Annotated in this window: 10 protein-coding genes and 5 pseudogenes; 2 read left to right on the forward strand and 13 right to left on the reverse strand. The window is 39.6% G+C overall.

The window, feature by feature from the left end; genetic code table 11:
* Positions 1–3 precede the first annotated feature (3 nt).
* The 9 genes and pseudogenes from nuoI to AC01GB_RS17460 all read right to left on the reverse strand — a co-directional run bounded on the left by nuoI (position 4) and on the right by AC01GB_RS17460 (position 10567).
* A complete protein-coding gene (gene nuoI / locus AC01GB_RS17420; protein WP_474452855.1) occupies positions 4–546 on the reverse strand; it encodes an NADH-quinone oxidoreductase subunit NuoI in 543 nt (180 codons plus the stop codon).
* Positions 547–563: 17 nt separating this feature from the next.
* Positions 564–1538: an NADH-quinone oxidoreductase subunit NuoH gene (gene nuoH, locus AC01GB_RS17425; protein WP_474452856.1), complete on the reverse strand. Its 975-nt coding sequence runs from the start codon at positions 1536–1538 to the stop codon at positions 564–566.
* Entirely contained in the window at positions 1538–4270 is a 2733-nt protein-coding gene (gene nuoG / locus AC01GB_RS17430) for an NADH-quinone oxidoreductase subunit NuoG (protein ID WP_474452857.1), read from the reverse strand. The genes nuoH and nuoG overlap by 1 nt, the downstream gene beginning before the upstream one ends.
* 86 nt (positions 4271–4356) lie before the next feature.
* Complete coding sequence (nuoF, locus tag AC01GB_RS17435; protein ID WP_474452858.1) at positions 4357–5712, reverse strand: NADH-quinone oxidoreductase subunit NuoF; 1356 nt, start codon at positions 5710–5712, stop codon at positions 4357–4359.
* Positions 5709–6203 (reverse strand): NADH-quinone oxidoreductase subunit NuoE, encoded by a 495-nt coding sequence (nuoE, locus tag AC01GB_RS17440; protein ID WP_474452937.1) that lies wholly within the window; start codon positions 6201–6203, stop codon positions 5709–5711. The genes nuoF and nuoE overlap by 4 nt, the downstream gene beginning before the upstream one ends.
* A gap of 56 nt (positions 6204–6259) precedes the next feature.
* A pseudogene (nuoC, locus tag AC01GB_RS17445) lies at positions 6260–8058 on the reverse strand (NADH-quinone oxidoreductase subunit C/D).
* Positions 8059–8140: 82 nt separating this feature from the next.
* Positions 8141–8816: pseudogene (locus tag AC01GB_RS17450) on the reverse strand (NuoB/complex I 20 kDa subunit family protein).
* Between the two features lie 20 nt (positions 8817–8836).
* The gene (locus tag AC01GB_RS17455; protein ID WP_474452859.1) at positions 8837–9277 is read right to left on the reverse strand and encodes an NADH-quinone oxidoreductase subunit A; all 441 of its coding nucleotides are present in this window, start codon (positions 9275–9277) and stop codon (positions 8837–8839) included.
* A gap of 399 nt (positions 9278–9676) precedes the next feature.
* Positions 9677–10567, reverse strand: coding sequence for a LysR substrate-binding domain-containing protein (locus AC01GB_RS17460; protein ID WP_474452860.1), 891 nt, complete (start codon positions 10565–10567; stop codon positions 9677–9679).
* A gap of 744 nt (positions 10568–11311) precedes the next feature.
* Here AC01GB_RS17460 and AC01GB_RS17465 point away from each other — a divergent pair.
* Together AC01GB_RS17465 and yfbR are read left to right on the forward strand one after the other, a co-directional pair.
* Positions 11312–12526 (forward strand): pyridoxal phosphate-dependent aminotransferase, encoded by a 1215-nt coding sequence (locus tag AC01GB_RS17465; protein ID WP_474452861.1) that lies wholly within the window; start codon positions 11312–11314, stop codon positions 12524–12526.
* 116 nt (positions 12527–12642) lie between these two features.
* The gene (gene yfbR, locus AC01GB_RS17470; protein WP_474452862.1) at positions 12643–13224 is read left to right on the forward strand and encodes a 5'-deoxynucleotidase; all 582 of its coding nucleotides are present in this window, start codon (positions 12643–12645) and stop codon (positions 13222–13224) included.
* Between the two features lie 65 nt (positions 13225–13289).
* Here the strand turns inward: yfbR and AC01GB_RS17475 are convergent.
* The 4 genes and pseudogenes from AC01GB_RS17475 to yfbV form a co-directional block, all read right to left on the reverse strand.
* Positions 13290–15113 (reverse strand): annotated as a pseudogene (locus AC01GB_RS17475) (SLC13 family permease).
* A gap of 95 nt (positions 15114–15208) precedes the next feature.
* A pseudogene (locus AC01GB_RS17480) lies at positions 15209–15870 on the reverse strand (sugar phosphatase).
* A gap of 18 nt (positions 15871–15888) precedes the next feature.
* Positions 15889–16382 (reverse strand): annotated as a pseudogene (locus AC01GB_RS17485) (YfbU family protein).
* Positions 16383–16562: 180 nt separating this feature from the next.
* The gene (gene yfbV / locus AC01GB_RS17490; protein WP_474452863.1) at positions 16563–17018 is read right to left on the reverse strand and encodes a terminus macrodomain insulation protein YfbV; all 456 of its coding nucleotides are present in this window, start codon (positions 17016–17018) and stop codon (positions 16563–16565) included.
* Between the last annotated feature and the right edge of the window lie 326 nt (positions 17019–17344).

Below are 17344 nucleotides of genomic sequence, written 5' to 3' on the forward strand. Positions count from 1 at the left end.
TCCTTATGGCAACAAATCTTTAACATTAATAGGCTTAGCTTCATTATCCGCTTCACCTTTATCTTTACCACTAATCGCCATACCCGTTTTGTGATAAAAATTATAATCTGGATATTTACCTGGCCCTGAAATCAACAAATCTTGTTTTTCATAGACCAGATCTTGGCGTTTATATTCCCCCATTTCAAAATCAGGCGTTAGTTGAATAGCGGTAGTCGGACAAGCCTCTTCACATAAACCGCAGAAAATACAACGGGAAAAATTGATCTGGAAAAATTCTGGATACCAACGGCCATCTGGCTGTTCCCCTTTTTGTAATGAAATGCAGCCAACCGGACAAACTACCGCACATAAATTACAAGCTACACAACGTTCTTTACCATCAGGATCTCGGGTCAATACAATACGCCCGCGATAACGAGGAGGTACATAAACCGGCTCCTCCGGGTACATTTTCGTTTCACGTTTATGAAAAGCATGTAGCCCGATCATACAAATACTACGTATCTGGGTGGCCAAACCAACCGCTAACTCTTTTAATGTCATGGCTCAATCCTCCCTTATTAAGCGTTGCATCGAATAACTGCTGCGGTTGCTAACAGATTGATCAACGTCAATGGCAAACACACTTTCCAACCAAAAGCCATCACTTGATCATAACGCGGACGTGGTAATGAGGCGCGAACAAGAATAAACATCACCATGAAGAAAGCTGTTTTTAATGCAAACCAAATAAAGCCAGGTAAAAATGGGCCAAGGCAGCCGCCGAAAAATAAGGTCACAATTAATGCAGAAACGGTGAGAATACTGATATATTCGCCGACGAAAAACAGACCAAATTTCATACCGGAATATTCAATATGATAGCCATCGGCCAGTTCTTGTTCTGATTCAGGTTGATCAAATGGATGCCGGTGACAAACAGCAACACCCGCGATGACAAAGGTTAAAAAGCCGAAAAATTGTGGAATAATATTCCATAATCCAGCTTGCGAATTGACAATATCAATTAAGTTAAAGGAGCCAGCTCGGGCAACGACCCCCATTAATGAAAGGCCGAGAAAAACTTCATAACTTAACGTCTGAGCTGAGGCGCGCATCGCGCCTAATAAAGAGTATTTATTATTACTTGACCAACCTGCAAACAGTACCGAATAAACCGCTAAGCCAGCCATCATGAAAAAAAACAGCAGACCTATATTAAGATCGGCAACATACCAAGTTGCGCTAACCGGAATAATGGCAAATACCAATAACATGGAACAAAAGGCAATTACTGGTGCCAACATAAAAATGCGCTTATCTGAAAATTGTGGAATCCAATCTTCTTTAAATAACATTTTAATCATATCAGCAGCAATCTGTAATGAGCCTCCCCAACCTACCCGATTAGGTCCATAACGATTCTGGAACAGTGCCAATAAACGACGTTCGCCAAAACTCATTAAAGCGCCGCAAATAATCACCACCAGCAAAATAACTATTGCTTGTAGAACAGCAATAATCGCTGCGGGGGCTTCAGCAGAAAATAGGGTCATTATGTCGCCCTCCGTAAATTTTTCACCGCCATACCTGCCATCGTTGGTGCAATCCCAGGCATACCTAAAGGTAAACCAATCTGTCCTGGCGCCAAATGATAACTGAGACGAACTGGCAATCGATAAATTTGTCCACCATAACTGAATTCAAGCACTGTCCCAGCTTTAACAACCAGGTTTTCAGCATCCTGAGTATTGAGCATAATGTAAGCTTCTGGCATACGTTGTTGTATTGCTTCAGCTCGCTGTGAGGTTTCATCGCTACCAAATAAATGATAGTAAGGTGCAATCGTCCATTGGTTATCCTGCCGCTGCCAGGCAAGCGGAATAGCAGTAAAATAATCTAAGCGACTATCAGTTGAATCAAATAATCGGATCCCCGGATCGCCAAAACGTAAATGGCCACCGACTTCAGCTTGAAACTTATTCCAAGCTTGAGGTGAATTCCAGCCTGGCGACCATGCAAACGGAATTTGCTGGCGAATCGCGGTGGGGCTATTATTACCTTCCATCGAAAAAGCAAATGGCGTATCAATGTCGCATGGTTGACCAGGTTCACTGACCTCTATATCAGCCAATATTGAGGTACGTCCACTATAACGCTGGGGCGAACGGGCTAATTTTTGTCCATGGATACGGAATGTGGCATTAGGTGCCGCATCGACAATAGCCGCAAACTGCGGCATAGCGGTTATACAGGCCTGGATAACATGATCTAATTGTGACCAATCGATTTGACGTGTTTCGAGCTCTGCCTGCAATGAATGTAACCAACGCCAACTTTCATTAATGGCAATATTAGGTTGGTAATAAGTCGGATCAAACACCTGAAAATAACGTTGCGCCCGACCTTCATTATTAATTAATGTTCCAGTGCTTTCAGCAAAGCTGGCAGCGGGTAAAATCAGATCCGCCTGATCCATAATAGTAGTATGTTGATGATCCGCAACAATCAATTTATTCAGCCTTTTCAGAGCATTATTAACACTATCAACATTACTATGCCGATAAAGATCATTCTCCATTACCACCGCAGTATCAACTTCACCGGATGAAATACACTCCATTGCGATATCTAACGATTGAGCATTCATTAAAGCCAAGCCAAAGCTATTAGCTTCAGCTGCAATATAGCTAATTCCAACTTCGACATTTTTCGCTTTTAATGAAAAAGCAATATTAGCTGCGGCCTGGATAAGTGCTTCACTACCAGAATTGCTACCACTAATAATAAGTGGCTTTTTGGCCTGCAATAAGGCTGCAGCAACTAATTCAACGTTTGCTTTAATACCCGCTGGCAAATCATCCACAGCTGGCGCCTTTCTGTCCAAAGCATGGGCAATAGCAAAGCCAAAGCGAGCTTGATCATCAACTGGTGCGCGATAATTTAATGCAGCAATATCATCTAAACGGCTATCATCAATATTAGTGATAAATAATGGGTATTTAGCTCGTTGGCCAATATTTAACACGGCGGTGATTTGCCAATCTGCCACTTTTTGTGCTTCAGCCATTGCCCTTGCTTTACCTTTAACCGCCTGACGAACCGCTAATGCTATACGAGCTCCAGTTTGGGTTAAATCCTCCCCCAAAACCAGCACCGCGTCATAATTTTCAATTTCACGCAATGTCGGCGTATAGACGCCTCCTTTTTGCAGAATATTAACCATCAGTTCGAGATGACGTTGTTCTGCTGTCGATATACCTGAATAAAAATTTTCTTCGCCAACCAGTGCCCGTAATGCATAATTGCTCTCGATACTAGCTCTTGGTGACCCAATACCAATAGTCTTTGTTGCTTGGCGTAAAATTTTGGCACCCGTTTGCATCGCCTCCATCACCGAAATAGTGTGTCGTTTTGCTTTGTTAACTAATTGAGGCTGACGAGGTCGATCTTTGCGATTAACATAACCGTAACCAAAGCGGCCACGATCACATAAAAAATAGTGATTTACCACCCCATTATAACGGTTTTCAATCCGGCGTAATTCACCATAACGTTCACCAGGGCTTGTATTACAACCAACACTACACTGTTGACATATTCCTGGCGCAAATTGCATATCCCACTTGCGATTGTAACGTTCAGAATGGGTTTTATCAGTAAAAACCCCCGTTGGGCAGATCTCAACTAAATTGCCCGCAAATTCACTCTCTAGCGTACCGTCTTCCACCCGACCAAAATAGACATGATTATGGGCGCTATAAACTCCCAGATCGGTGCCATCAGCATAATCTTTGTAATAACGAACACAACGATAGCAAGCGATACAACGATTCATTTCGTGACCAATGAATGGACCTAGATCCTGATTATGATGTGTTCTTTTGGTAAAACGATATTTACACATTGTATGACTAGTCATCACCGTCATATCTTGTAAATGGCAATTGCCGCCTTCTTCACAAACTGGGCAATCATGTGGATGATTTGTCATCAACCACTCAACAACACTTGCACGAAACTGTTTGGCTTCATCATCATCGATGGAAATATAGGTCCCATCAGAAGCCGGTGTCATGCAAGACATTACCAGACGACCACGTGTGTCGTCAGCATTTTGATATTGCTTAACTGCGCATTGACGGCAAGCACCAACACTTCCTAACGCTGGGTGCCAGCAAAAGTAAGGGATATCCAGACCCAGAGAGAGACAAACCTGCAATAGGTTTTCATCCCCATTTACATCATATCGTTTGCCGTCTACATATATTGTAGCCATAGTCAGCATGCTTCCTAATGGCCTGCTTTTTCAGCAGGCGTTAATCAAAAATTCAGTCGACTTAAATATGTTTTTATTCAGCTTAGCGTAAGTTATCACCAACGCTGCTTTAACAAATTTGGTTGAATGCCAGCAATTGGACTCAAGTTGGTAAAATTCTGTTGGCTGATGCCCGCTTCAAATTCAGCACGAAAATATTTGATAGCACTCTGCAAAGGTTCTACCGCACCGGGTGCATGAGCACAAAAAGTTTTACCTGGCCCAAGAAAGCGACAAAGTTGCTCTAATGTTTCAATATCGCCTGGTTGTCCTTCACCACGCTCTAACGCCTGTAGAATTTTCACACTCCAAGGTAAGCCATCCCGACACGGTGTACACCAGCCACAGGATTCGCGAGCAAAAAATTGCTCTAAATTACGGGTCAAAGAAACCATATTAATTTCATTATCAACCGCCATGGCAAGCGCGGTACCCAGACGGCTACCTGCTTTAGCGATGCTGTCGAAATCCATTGCTAAATCGAGATGTGCTTCGGTTAGAAAGTCGGTACCAGCCCCTCCTGGTTGCCAGGCTTTAAGCGTTAAACCTTTGCACATTCCACCGGCATAATCTTCCAGGATCTCGCGAGCAGTAATACCAAAAGGTAATTCCCACAACCCTGGATTATTAACCCGCCCGGAAAATCCCATCAGCTTAGTTCCGGCATCTTTGCTTTTACCTTCGCTAAGGCCGAGATACCACTCTTTACCATTTTCAATAATCGCAGGCACGTTACAAAGTGTTTCCACATTATTGACACAAGTCGGCTTACCCCAGGCACCGGATGTTGCCGGAAAAGGCGGTTTTGAGCGCGGATTTGCCCGGCGCCCTTCAAGGGAGTTAATCAGAGCTGTTTCTTCACCACAAATATAGCGCCCAGCACCGGTATGTACAAAAAGCTCAAAGTTAAAATCCGTACCAAGAATATTCTTACCTAATAAACCCGCTGCTTTCGCTTCCTCAATCGCTTTCCGCAAATGTTTGGCAGCTTCGATATATTCACCACGCAGGAAGATATATCCACGGTACGCTTTTAATGCAAAGGCGCTAATTAACATTCCCTCGATCAACAAATGCGGTAGCTGTTCCATTAAAAGACGATCTTTATAGGTTCCAGGCTCCATTTCATCCGCATTGCAAAGTAAATAACGGATATTCATGCTGTCATCTTTCGGCATCAAGCTCCATTTGAGGCCGGTAGAAAAACCAGCGCCACCGCGACCTTTAAGACCAGCATCTTTAACTAAGCTAACAACTTGATCTGGCGACATACTTTTTAGGGCGTTTTTAGCACCTTGGTAACCACTTTTACTTAAGTATTCCTCTAACCAGACCGGCTGCTGATCTTCACGTAACCGCCAGGTTAATGGATGTGTCTGCGCACTACGGGTAATTTGTCGATGTGTTGTCATGGATACTGCTCCAATAGCCGTTGAATATCAGATGGCTTTACATGACTATGGGTATCCTCATCAATCATCATAGTCGGACCTTTATCACAGTTACCCAGACAACAAGTTGGTAATAAGGTAAACCGGCCATCAGTAGTTGTTTGGCCGGGCGCAATCTTTAATAATTTGATAATTTCAGCCTCAATACCTTGATAACCGGTAATATGACAAACCACACTGTCACAATAACGAATAATATGGCGACCAACAGGTTGGCGATAAATTTGACTGTAGAAGGTGGCCACTCCTTCTACATCACTAGCAGGAATATCTAACAGATCGGCAATTGCATAAATAGCACCGTCTTCCACCCAACCGCGTTTTTTTTGTACAATTTTTAATGCTTCAATTGAAGCGGCTCTGGCATCTTCATAGTGATGTTTTTCTTGCTCGATCTCTTCTCGCTCTTCTGTCGTCAAGGAAAAATCATGTTTGGTGTGAGATTCTACCATGTTAGCGACATCGAGCCGCTTTTGCTGTTGATTGGGATTAAATTCATCTTGCATCATTAACGATCCACATCTGACATGACAAAATCAATGCTACCAAGGTAGACAATAAGATCAGACACCAGGCTGCCTCTGATCACCGCAGGAATTTGCTGTAAATGGGCAAAACTTGGTGTACGAACGCGGGTGCGATAACTCATAGTATTACCATCACTGGTCAGATAGTAACTATTGATCCCTTTTGTTGCTTCAATCATCTGAAAAGCCTCATTTGCAGGCATAACTGGCCCCCATGAAACTTGTAAAAAATGATTAATCATGGTTTCAATATGCTGTAAAGTGCGTTCCTTCGGTGGTGGAGTAGTTAGGGGATGATCGGCTTTAAATGGTCCTGCAGGCATATTATTTAAGCATTGCTTAAGAATACGCAGGCTTTGCTGCAGTTCTTCCACTTTTAACATCACTCGATCATAACAATCGCCATTGTTGCCGATAGGAACTTCAAATTCAAAGTTTTCATAACCTGAATAGGGTCGCCATTTACGAATATCGAAATTAAGGCCCGTCGCGCGTAATCCGGCGCCAGTGACCCCCCAATCTAATGCTTCTTTAGTCGTGTAAGCAGCGACACCAACTGAACGCCCTTTAAGAATACTATTGTGCAATGCTGCCTTGACATATGAATCCAATCGCTTTGGCATCCAGTCAAGGAACTCCTGCAATAGTTTTTGCCAACCTTTCGGTAAGTCATGAGCAACACCCCCGATGCGAAACCAAGCTGGATGCATACGGAAACCGGTGATCGCTTCAACAATGTCATAAATTTTCTGACGATCGGTAAACGCAAAGAAAACCGGTGTCATGGCACCGACATCCTGAATAAAGGTACTGATATAGAGTAAATGGCTGTTAATACGAAATAACTCTGACAACATAACACGGATAGTCTTAACCCGATCAGGAACGTCAATTCCTGCTAGTTTTTCTACCGCTAATACATAAGGCATTTCATTAGCACAGCCACCTAAATACTCAATGCGGTCAGTATAAGGAATATAACTGTGCCAGGATTGGCGCTCGCCCATTTTCTCTGCACCGCGATGGTGGTAACCAATATCCGGTACACAGTCGATAATCTCTTCACCATCTAGTTGCAGTACAATGCGAAAGGCACCGTGAGATGAGGGATGATTAGGGCCCAGATTCAAGAACATAAAATCTTCATCTTTATTGCCTCTAGCCATTCCCCATTCTTCGGGTTTAAAGGTCAGTGACTCCATCTCTAAATCAAGCTTTTGTTTAGTTAAAACAAAAGGATCAAATTCAGTGGCCCTGGCCGGATAATCTTTACATAACGGATGTCCTTCCCAGGTCATTGGCATTAATAACCGTCGCAAATTCGGATGGCCATTAAATGTTATGCCAAACATATCCCATACTTCACGTTCATACCAATTAGCATTGGGAAATAAAGAAACGATAGAGGGAATATTAAGATCTTTCTCACTAAGCGCCACTTTCAACATAATATCGCGGTTACGCTCAATAGAAATAAGATGGTAAAAAACGGAAAAATCCGCTTCAGGCAAACCTTGCCGATATACTCGTTGCCGCTCATCAATCCCATGTAGGTCAAACAGCATTACATAAGGTTTATGCTGTTTTTCAAAAACTCTATTACGGCAAGAAGTTGTTCACGTTTGATCCATATAACCAACATTCCGGTACGAGTTAATTGAATAGTGAAAGCATCTGGACTGAATTGATTACGCAGTGTCAAAATTATTGGATCATCACAATGATCATAAGTTTGCCATGCCGGCCTGACACTCTCTTGCGTTATCTGATCTGTTATCATTATGCACCACAACGCTTGATCAGGTTTATTACGACCGCAACACATTGCTTCTGTTACGCTGAATAGCTTATATTTTTAAGCCTTATATTTCATCGGGTGTTCGTAGCGTTTTGACCGCTATTCTTTCACCACGCTTACGCTCTTTTTCAGATTGCATATTGGCGCGATAAACACCCTGATCACCGACCACCCACGATAATGGACGACGTTCTTTACCAATCGATTCTTGTAATAATAATAAAGCTTGCATATAAGCTTCAGGGCGTGGTGGACAACCTGGTATATAGACATCAACAGGAAGAAATTTATCAACCCCCTGTACAACAGAATAAATATCGTACATACCACCAGAGTTAGCACATGCCCCCATAGAAATTACCCATTTAGGCGCTAACATTTGATCATAAAGTCGTTGAATAACAGGTGCCATCTTCAGTAAAACAGGTTCCGGCAACAACCATAAAATCAGCCTGTCGCGGTGATGCCCTTAGTACCTCAGCACCAAATCGGGCGACATCATGCACCGCAGTGAAAGAAGTCACCATTTCAACATAGCAACAAGAAAGGCCAAAATTGTACGGCCAGAGAGAATTCTTTCTGCCCCAATTCACCATATTATGTAAAGCATGCTCTAATTTACCCATATAAACACTACGATGAACATGCTGCTCTAATGGATCCCCGACAACTTGCTGTGTTTGCAAGGGATAACGGTCATTTTCACCATTTAAATCAATGCGAGTGAGCGTATAATCCATCTTTGAATGCCTCAATTTTACTAGGGGTGACTATTGTTGGTTTTAATTATTTCACTCGGTTTTGCAACATGGCGACGTGAACGCTCTGGCGTCCAATTAAGTGCCCCAATACGAATTAAGTAGAATAAACCCACCAATAGCACCAAAATAAAAATACTTGCCTCAATAAAGCCTAACCAACCACTTTCTTTAATAGAGACTGCCCACGCATAAAGGAATAACGCTTCAACATCGAAAATAACAAAAAACATTGCAACCAAATAAAATTTGGCTGATATACGCAAACAGGCACTACCAACAGAATTAATGCCCGATTCATAAGGGATATGCTTTGCTCTGGCTTGGGATCTACCACCGAGGTAATAAGCACCAAGTAACATTAAGGAACACAGACCAAGAGCACTGATAAGATATATTGCAAAAGCCCAATGATGAGCAAATACTTCAATAGATGTAGACATATTCGCTGCTTAATAAATAAAAACGGTGTCATTGCTTTGCTCTTGAATTAGCGCAATATTACACCACACTAACCATAATTAGATGAGAAGAAAAAATTACAATAGACAGAAATACATCAATTTTCTTCAACTTAATTCTTCTCACCACTATTTTGTTTATAGAATAACGCTCTCTTCACACCTTTTACCTTACAACTGTAAATCAAAAAATCTCGCCAGCTAAAACGTGACAGCTCATTCAATTAATACTAATAGTTAGTAACTAGTGTAACTGATATTTCGTTTTTACTACACCATTATCTCAGGAAAAACCTGTTTTAAAACCGCTTCACTTCCGCTATAACTAAAGCGTAATTTACTAATCGTCAGATTTATAATATTTCTTTATTAATTGTCTCGCTAATCGGCTGTACTATAATAAGGTGTTTTCTTATTTTTAATTGCACCAAATACAGTTAAAATAGCCTCGTTTTGCTCATTAATATTACGGTATAACCAATAACGAATTTCGGGTAAACGGGGTAAACCATCACTTTCGCTTAGTATTCTTAAACCACCAGTCTGCATTTCTAGCGGACGCGCAGTGATACCGACTTCAGCATTAACCGCAGCAAGCACTGCCGATAACGAAGCTGCTTCATACGCAATACGCCATTTGATACCCGCAGGATTAAGGGTGCTTATCGCTATTTCACGAAATGGATTGGTTTCATCCATGACAACCAAAGGAATTGGCTCATTTAATTGATGCTGAAAATCAGGTGCACAATGCCAAAGGATCGGCGCAGAACGTAACAACGTACTTGGATATTGACTCAATTCTGTGGGTATTAGTGCTAAATCAATTTCACCATTATCCAGCATTTTTTTAATAAGATGGGCGCGCTTTATATAAATATCAACGGCCATACGCGGATATACTGATGCGATACGATTCAGTAGAAATGGTAATAAAGTATTGGTAGTGTCATCAGAAACACCAACTCGCAACTCACCTTCAGCATCATTATATGTTAGTGAAGCTGAAGCATCATCATTAGCCCGTAATATTTGCCGCGCATAACCTAATAACTGCAAACCATGATCCGTTAATAATTTATTACGGCCATGGCGTTCAAAAAGCTCACGGCCCACTAACTGTTCTAAACGCTGCATTTGTTGGCTAACGGCTGATTGAGTACGACAAACAGCTGCAGCAGCTGCCGCAAATGTATTAAGATCGGCAACAGCAACAAAAGTCCTAAGTAAATCAAGATCGAGATTCATAATTGGGCGATTTGAATTTATCATTTTATTCTCTTATATCATTCCTGGTGTTTTTACGAATTCAATAGATATTAAAATCATTGATAGTTAAAGAAATAAAGATAAAACCTTACATATTAAAATTTATTTCTATTAATGCAGTATTTATTACTGTGTATACACTTTTATTAACTTAAATTGTTTAATAATAAGCATGTTTTACATATTGATAAACAAAATGCCAATGAGAATGTTCTTCTTCTCGTTTTTATTAGAATAATTTTTAATTCCAGTCCTATGCGAAAATAACGATTTTTCAAACAGCAAAAAAATAGGTTATTCTCAACAAAATAACTGTCAAAGATAATGCAGCTAGGAAAAAACTATTAATTGATAATCAGCAACAAAACTCTATTTGCCCAGATACGACAATAACATATTAACTTTAATTATATGTTATAAAAACAATATTTCTATCATGAAACCACCAATGGTTTGTAACAAAAAATGCACTGCCAAATCTATTCACTAAGTAATTTATTCTTTGTATACTAAAAATTATCTCACATCTAAAATATAAAACTAACTTATACGATATTTTTGAATTTATTTATCTAATTAAGTTAGATAAAAAGTTTATTTGACCTAATTTAATTATTTAAACCAACCTTTTCTACCAAAAATAAGCCTATATCTTCAAAATTTTTCCAACTAAGAGTAGAGTGTGAATATAAATATGCAGCAAAATTTCCCTCATATTCTATTAACGTTGAGGTTCAAACAGAGTAAATGAATACAATAACTAAATCCAATAAATTGGATAACGTATGCTACGACATAAGAGGGCCTGTTCTTAAAGAGGTCAAACGTCTTGAAGAAGAAGGCCATAAAGTTCTTAAACTTCATATTGGTAATCCAGCGCCTTTTGGTTTTGAAGCGCCGGATGAAATTTTATTTGATGTTCTACGCAATCTTACTCACTCACAAGGTTATAGTGATTCAAAAGGAATTTACTCCGCCCGAAAAGCAATCATGCAACACTATCAAGCTAGAGGAATGCTTGACATTAATATCGAGGATATCTTTATTGGTAATGGTGTTTCTGAACTCATCGTGCAATCGATGCAAGCCTTATTGAATAATAACGATGAAATGTTAGTCCCAGTTCCTGACTATCCGCTATGGACTGCTGCGGTATCTCTTTCCGGTGGCAAAGCTGTACACTATAGATGTGATGAAGAACAAAATTGGTTTCCTGATCTAGAGGATATTCGCAAAAAAATTACCCCTCGAACATGTGGCATCGTCATCATTAATCCCAATAATCCTACTGGTTCTGTTTACAGCAAAACATTATTAATGGAGATTGTCGAAATCGCTCGTCAGCATCAGTTGATTATTTTTGCCGATGAGATCTACGATAAAATTCTTTACGATGATGCTGAGCATCATTCAATTGCCGCGTTAGCACCGGATCTATTAACCGTTACTTTTAATGGTTTATCAAAAACTTATCGAGTTGCTGGTTTTCGTCAAGGCTGGATGGTGCTTAATGGCCCGAAAGAAAATGCCAAAAGCTATATTGAAGGCTTAGAAATATTAGCCTCCATGCGGCTTTGTGCTAACGTTCCTATGCAACATGCAATCCAAACCGCATTAGGCGGTTATCAAAGTATTAACGAATTTATCTGTCCTGGTGGGCGATTATATGATCAACGTAATCGCGCTTGGGAACTGATTAATGAAATTCCTGGGGTATCATGTGTTAAACCGCAAGGTGCTTTATATATGTTTCCCAAAATTAATATTAAAAAGTTCAATATCTCAAACGACCAAAAAATGGTACTTGATTTACTCTTACAGGAAAAAGTTTTATTGGTCCAGGGAACAGCTTTTAATTGGCCTGAACCCGATCACGTCAGAATTGTTACGCTACCTTATGTTGGCGAGCTTGAAGCTGCAATTAATAAATTTAGCCAATTCCTGCTAAACTATCGCCAATAGTTGTCCAATAATAGAACATCCTTAATCTAGATTAAGGATGTTCTATTTTGTTATTTACTTGTTAATCTAATCAATCCACAATGCTTATGACTATAACAATCCCAGGAGGACAGTCTATGAGTTATTTTTTTGCCCATCTTTCTCGGATGAAATTAATTAATCGTTGGCCATTAATGCGCAATGTACGTACCGAAAATATTTCAGAGCATAGTTTACAAGTTGCCTTTGTCGCTCATGCCCTTGCTTGCATTAAAAATCGAAAATTTAATGGCCAACTAAATCCTGAACGTATTACACTGCTCGCTATGTATCATGACGCCAGTGAAGTGATCACCGGTGATCTGCCAACACCAATAAAATATCATAACCCACAAATTGCTAACGAATACAAAAAAATTGAAAAATACGCTCAGCAAAAACTTATTGCTATGCTACCAGAAGAATTGCAACAAGATTTTCAGCCGATTTTGGATGATGAATATCATACTGAGGAAGAACGCGCTATCGTTAAACAAGCGGATGCACTTTGTGCCTATTTAAAATGCTTAGAAGAGTTATCTGCAGGCAATACCGAGTTTAATCTAGCTAAAATGCGACTTGAAAAAACACTTTCTGAACGTTATAGCGATGAAATGCAATACTTTATTGAAGTTTTTGTACCCGGATTCTGCCTATCTTTAGATGAAATTAGTAGCTAGTAAGTTATATAACATATAAATAGTATTATTATCTTACTTTTTGTTACAAAAAATAGGCGATAACTTCAAAATGGAAACAATTGAGGAACAATAACAACAGTGATAACCATAACTAAAACAGTAAAAGGAACCCCAAATTTAACAAAATCACTGAATTTATAGCCACCAGGTGCCAAAATTAGAGTATTAACCGGTGAAGAAACTGGGGTCATAAAAGCCGCGGAAGCTGCAACACTTATCACCATAGCAAAAGGTATTAGCGAAACACTCATATGATTAGCAACAGCAATGGCAACCGGTGCCATTGCTGTTGCTGTATTAGAAATAAATAATCCAGTTACTGCACAAACAATAAATAAGCAAAGCAACATTATCCTTGGTCCCATGCCACCTGCAATATCTATTAGTAAATTAACAATCAAATCAATACCACCAGTTTTTTGTAATGCCAATGCAAAGGGCATCATACCAACAATCAACATAATACTCGGCCAGTCTATTGCACGATAAGCGCTTTCCATATCAATATAGCGAAATTTTCCCATTAATAAACACGCAATCAGTACAGCAATAAAATTGGGAATTTCATCTATTGCCATCATAAGTAACCATTAATATCAAACAAAAAATTGCATGTGGTGCTTGCTATGCAGCAGGAGCAACTGCCTCTACCTCAGCGGCCAAATTTAACACAATAAAATTACATCTATCAGTTGACAATAAGCGAATTAATTTCCAATCACCCACGATCAGTAAAACATCACCTAAACGCATGGGCTGATCAATTAATTTATCATTGATAGTTTTTCCTTCACGGTAAATGCCAACAACATTAAGGCCATAACGCATACGAAATTTAATTTCTCGCAATGTACTGCCTAATAAGTCAGGTTGCGGCGCTAAGGAGAACTCAGCCATTCCGACTTCACGCGCACGTGCGGAGAAATATTCACCTCTCAAAATCATTGGGGCCAATTTTTGTTCATGACAAAATTCATTAAGATCTACCTCACTATCCGACATATCAACTAATAACACATTACGTTCATGTAACTCTATTGCAGCTGTTACACTTAGCATAAGTAGACGAAAACGATGCCAACGCTCAATACCAATAATATTCGCACCATAACGTGTGCGTAGATATAACTTATCGAGTGAATAACCTATCAAGGGGGAACCTGGACAAATGGCTAAACAACGAGCGCGACCTGTTAGCTTATAATCACGAATAAGTCGTGAAATGTGCGCCAATGAGGAGCAGAACCCGCTGCAATTGCGCGGTTGCCTAACCTACGACGAACCAGCCACATATAAATAATTGCCAGCAACAGCACCACAATTCCAATCGGCGTAATGGCAAAAAATTTGAATCCCGCATAACCTTCTCTAACCAGGTCACTATTAACTATCATATTTGGTGGGGTCGCTACTAACGTCATCATACCACTGATAAGTCCAGCAAAGCCTAATCGCATCATCAAACGTCCTGGTAGGATTTTCATCTGTTTAGCAACATTAAGAACAACGGGAATGAAGATGGCAACAATACCGGTTGAACTCATAAAAGCGCCTAGACCTGCGACTGTGATCATCAAAAAAATCAGCATCTTATTTTCATTATTACCGGCTGCACCAACTAACCAGTCGCCAACTTGATAGGCAATACCAGTTCGGACTAATCCCTCACTAAAAACAAAAAGTGCCGCAATTAGCAGCACATTAGGATCACTAAAGCCGATTGTTGCTTGTTTAAGCGCCAGAGTTCCACTCAACACTAAAGCCACAATGACTAATAATGCAACAACATCCATACGGATCTTATTAGTCATAAAAAGAGTGACGACTATTAGCAGTAAAATTAATACCCATACCAGCTGGCTATTCAAAATGACCTCAAATTAAGTCTATTCATCTATTCATAGGACTCATTTGCCATAAGTAGCGCAGATTTGTCGGTCTAATTTATGAAACTGACATATTTTTATCGCTGAGTCACCGTAACAATACCTTGGTTATCTGGTTTTGAAATATTTAATTCAGTAAATGATTTGATAATTAATGAAATTTCTTCTCGCCGTGCCATAACTGCTGGCGCATGAACAGCGATAACCTGGCTATCCGCATCTAAAGCAGAATAGATCCCTGCCTGCACATCTTCAACCGCAATACAGGCTTCAGGCGGTAAATTTAGTAGTTGTGCACCAAGCAAAAAAGGATCTGGCTGTGGTTTACCTTGTTCAACTCGTTCAATCGTGACCCAGTGTTTCGGTTCCGGCAAACCTGCCGCTTTACTACGATTAAAAAATTGGAACTGTTCCAGAAGTCACGATTGCCCAGGGAATAGCAAATGTATTGAGTTGTTCTAATAAAGCAATTGCACCAGGTAGCGCTACAATACCCGAAGTATTGCTGCTTCTAGGTTTTCCAGCCAATAAAAATTTCATCAATTTCAGTTTCTGAGGCATTTGACATAAAATGACGGATAGAACTGATCGCCGGTTTGCCATGAATATAGTCCAACACGTCGCTTTGTGATACACCAATTCGACGGCTAAATTCTCACCAACAATGTTCAACATTAGGTAACGAATCAACCAGCGTGCCATCCAAATCAAATAAAAATCCCTTACATTTTAATACCATTGATGCTCCTTAGATAAGTCATGCATTAATGATTTGCTTAATTTCTACTGCACAAAGATGATACTGACGCGGACAAGATGTCCAACCTTTAACATTCTTAGATATTTATCCCACATAGGTGTCTAAGCATTAAAATCATCACTACCACTGACAAAATTACGGTAGCGACTCTCATTATTCACAAAAAAACGAACATAATTGAGATAATGTGCTTCGGTAACAGCATCAAAGCCTAAAAAGATAACTCTTCTGTCTGTAATATCGGTTTTAGATGACAAATTTTCCCAAAAAACTTGTAAGGCATGATACATTTCCATAATATCAATGATAGTCTGGCAATTTTCTTCTGACAACTCAGTAAAATTTTTCTCTAACTCCTTCATTTTCAAGCCAAAATCATTTTCAATGATAGTTTGACAGCGTTGATAGTGTTTGGCATTATCCGGATCAAGCTTGATCAGCATTTTATACTGGTTAGACAGAATTAAGCGTTGTGCATTAGTCATTTCCATTATGGTTGTCCTATACTTGGAAATTTGCTAAATCATCGCATTACCGCCCTTCTTTTTATAGTGATAACTTACCTTTTATTGATCTAAAAAGGATTTTCAAACTTTAACCATTAATAACCTATTTTGTAATGCATGTTATCTCTATTACTGACTAGCTAACCCATAACTATTCAAATTATGTTAAATACCATCAATAAAAGAGCGATCTAATTGTTTAAAAGCACGTTTTAACAATTCTGCTAATGCCTGATAAGTCGGTGTTCCTTTGACGGGTGTGATGGCAATTCCAGCTTGATTAAATTTTTCACGAATTTCATAAAACCAAGTTAGTAATGCCGACGGTAGTGGCGTAACTGAACGCTTACCTAACCACCATAATCCCTGCAAAAGTAAGCTACAAGCAAAAAGCCCTATCGCCACAGCCGGTCCCAGCTGACCACCTAATGCTATCTGCCAGGTAAGGGGAAAAACTGCAACAGCAGGCATATAACGAATCGCAAAGCGACTAACTGTGATCACCCGATGTTCAGGAAAAATAGGCATCAAACATTTTTCTAACGGAAATGTCTTGGCATACTGCCGGCCTAATTTCAACTTTTGTAAGAAACCTGGGGTCGTTTCTGGTGTCGTATTCATCAATACCTCACATGACTTCAATCAATTTCTCATGCAAAATTTAAAAAAAATATATAAAGCACAAAATCTTTTTAGTAGAATTTATAGGGCAACTTTGGTTGCCTGAGGCCACGACTTCTATAATCTATAGAAAAAACTTATATCATATAAAGTTTATATTTGGTCTATTACTATGCTTTCAATTCATAATGTTAATATTATATTGCATCTTTAATATTAACATTGCAAACATAGTTATTTATGTCAATAAATACAATTAAAATATCATAATATCGCATAAATATGATATTAATCATTCAGTATGATCCCAGGGATAAGCTAGGCTA

It is taken from the genome of Candidatus Arsenophonus phytopathogenicus, from assembly GCF_056113345.1.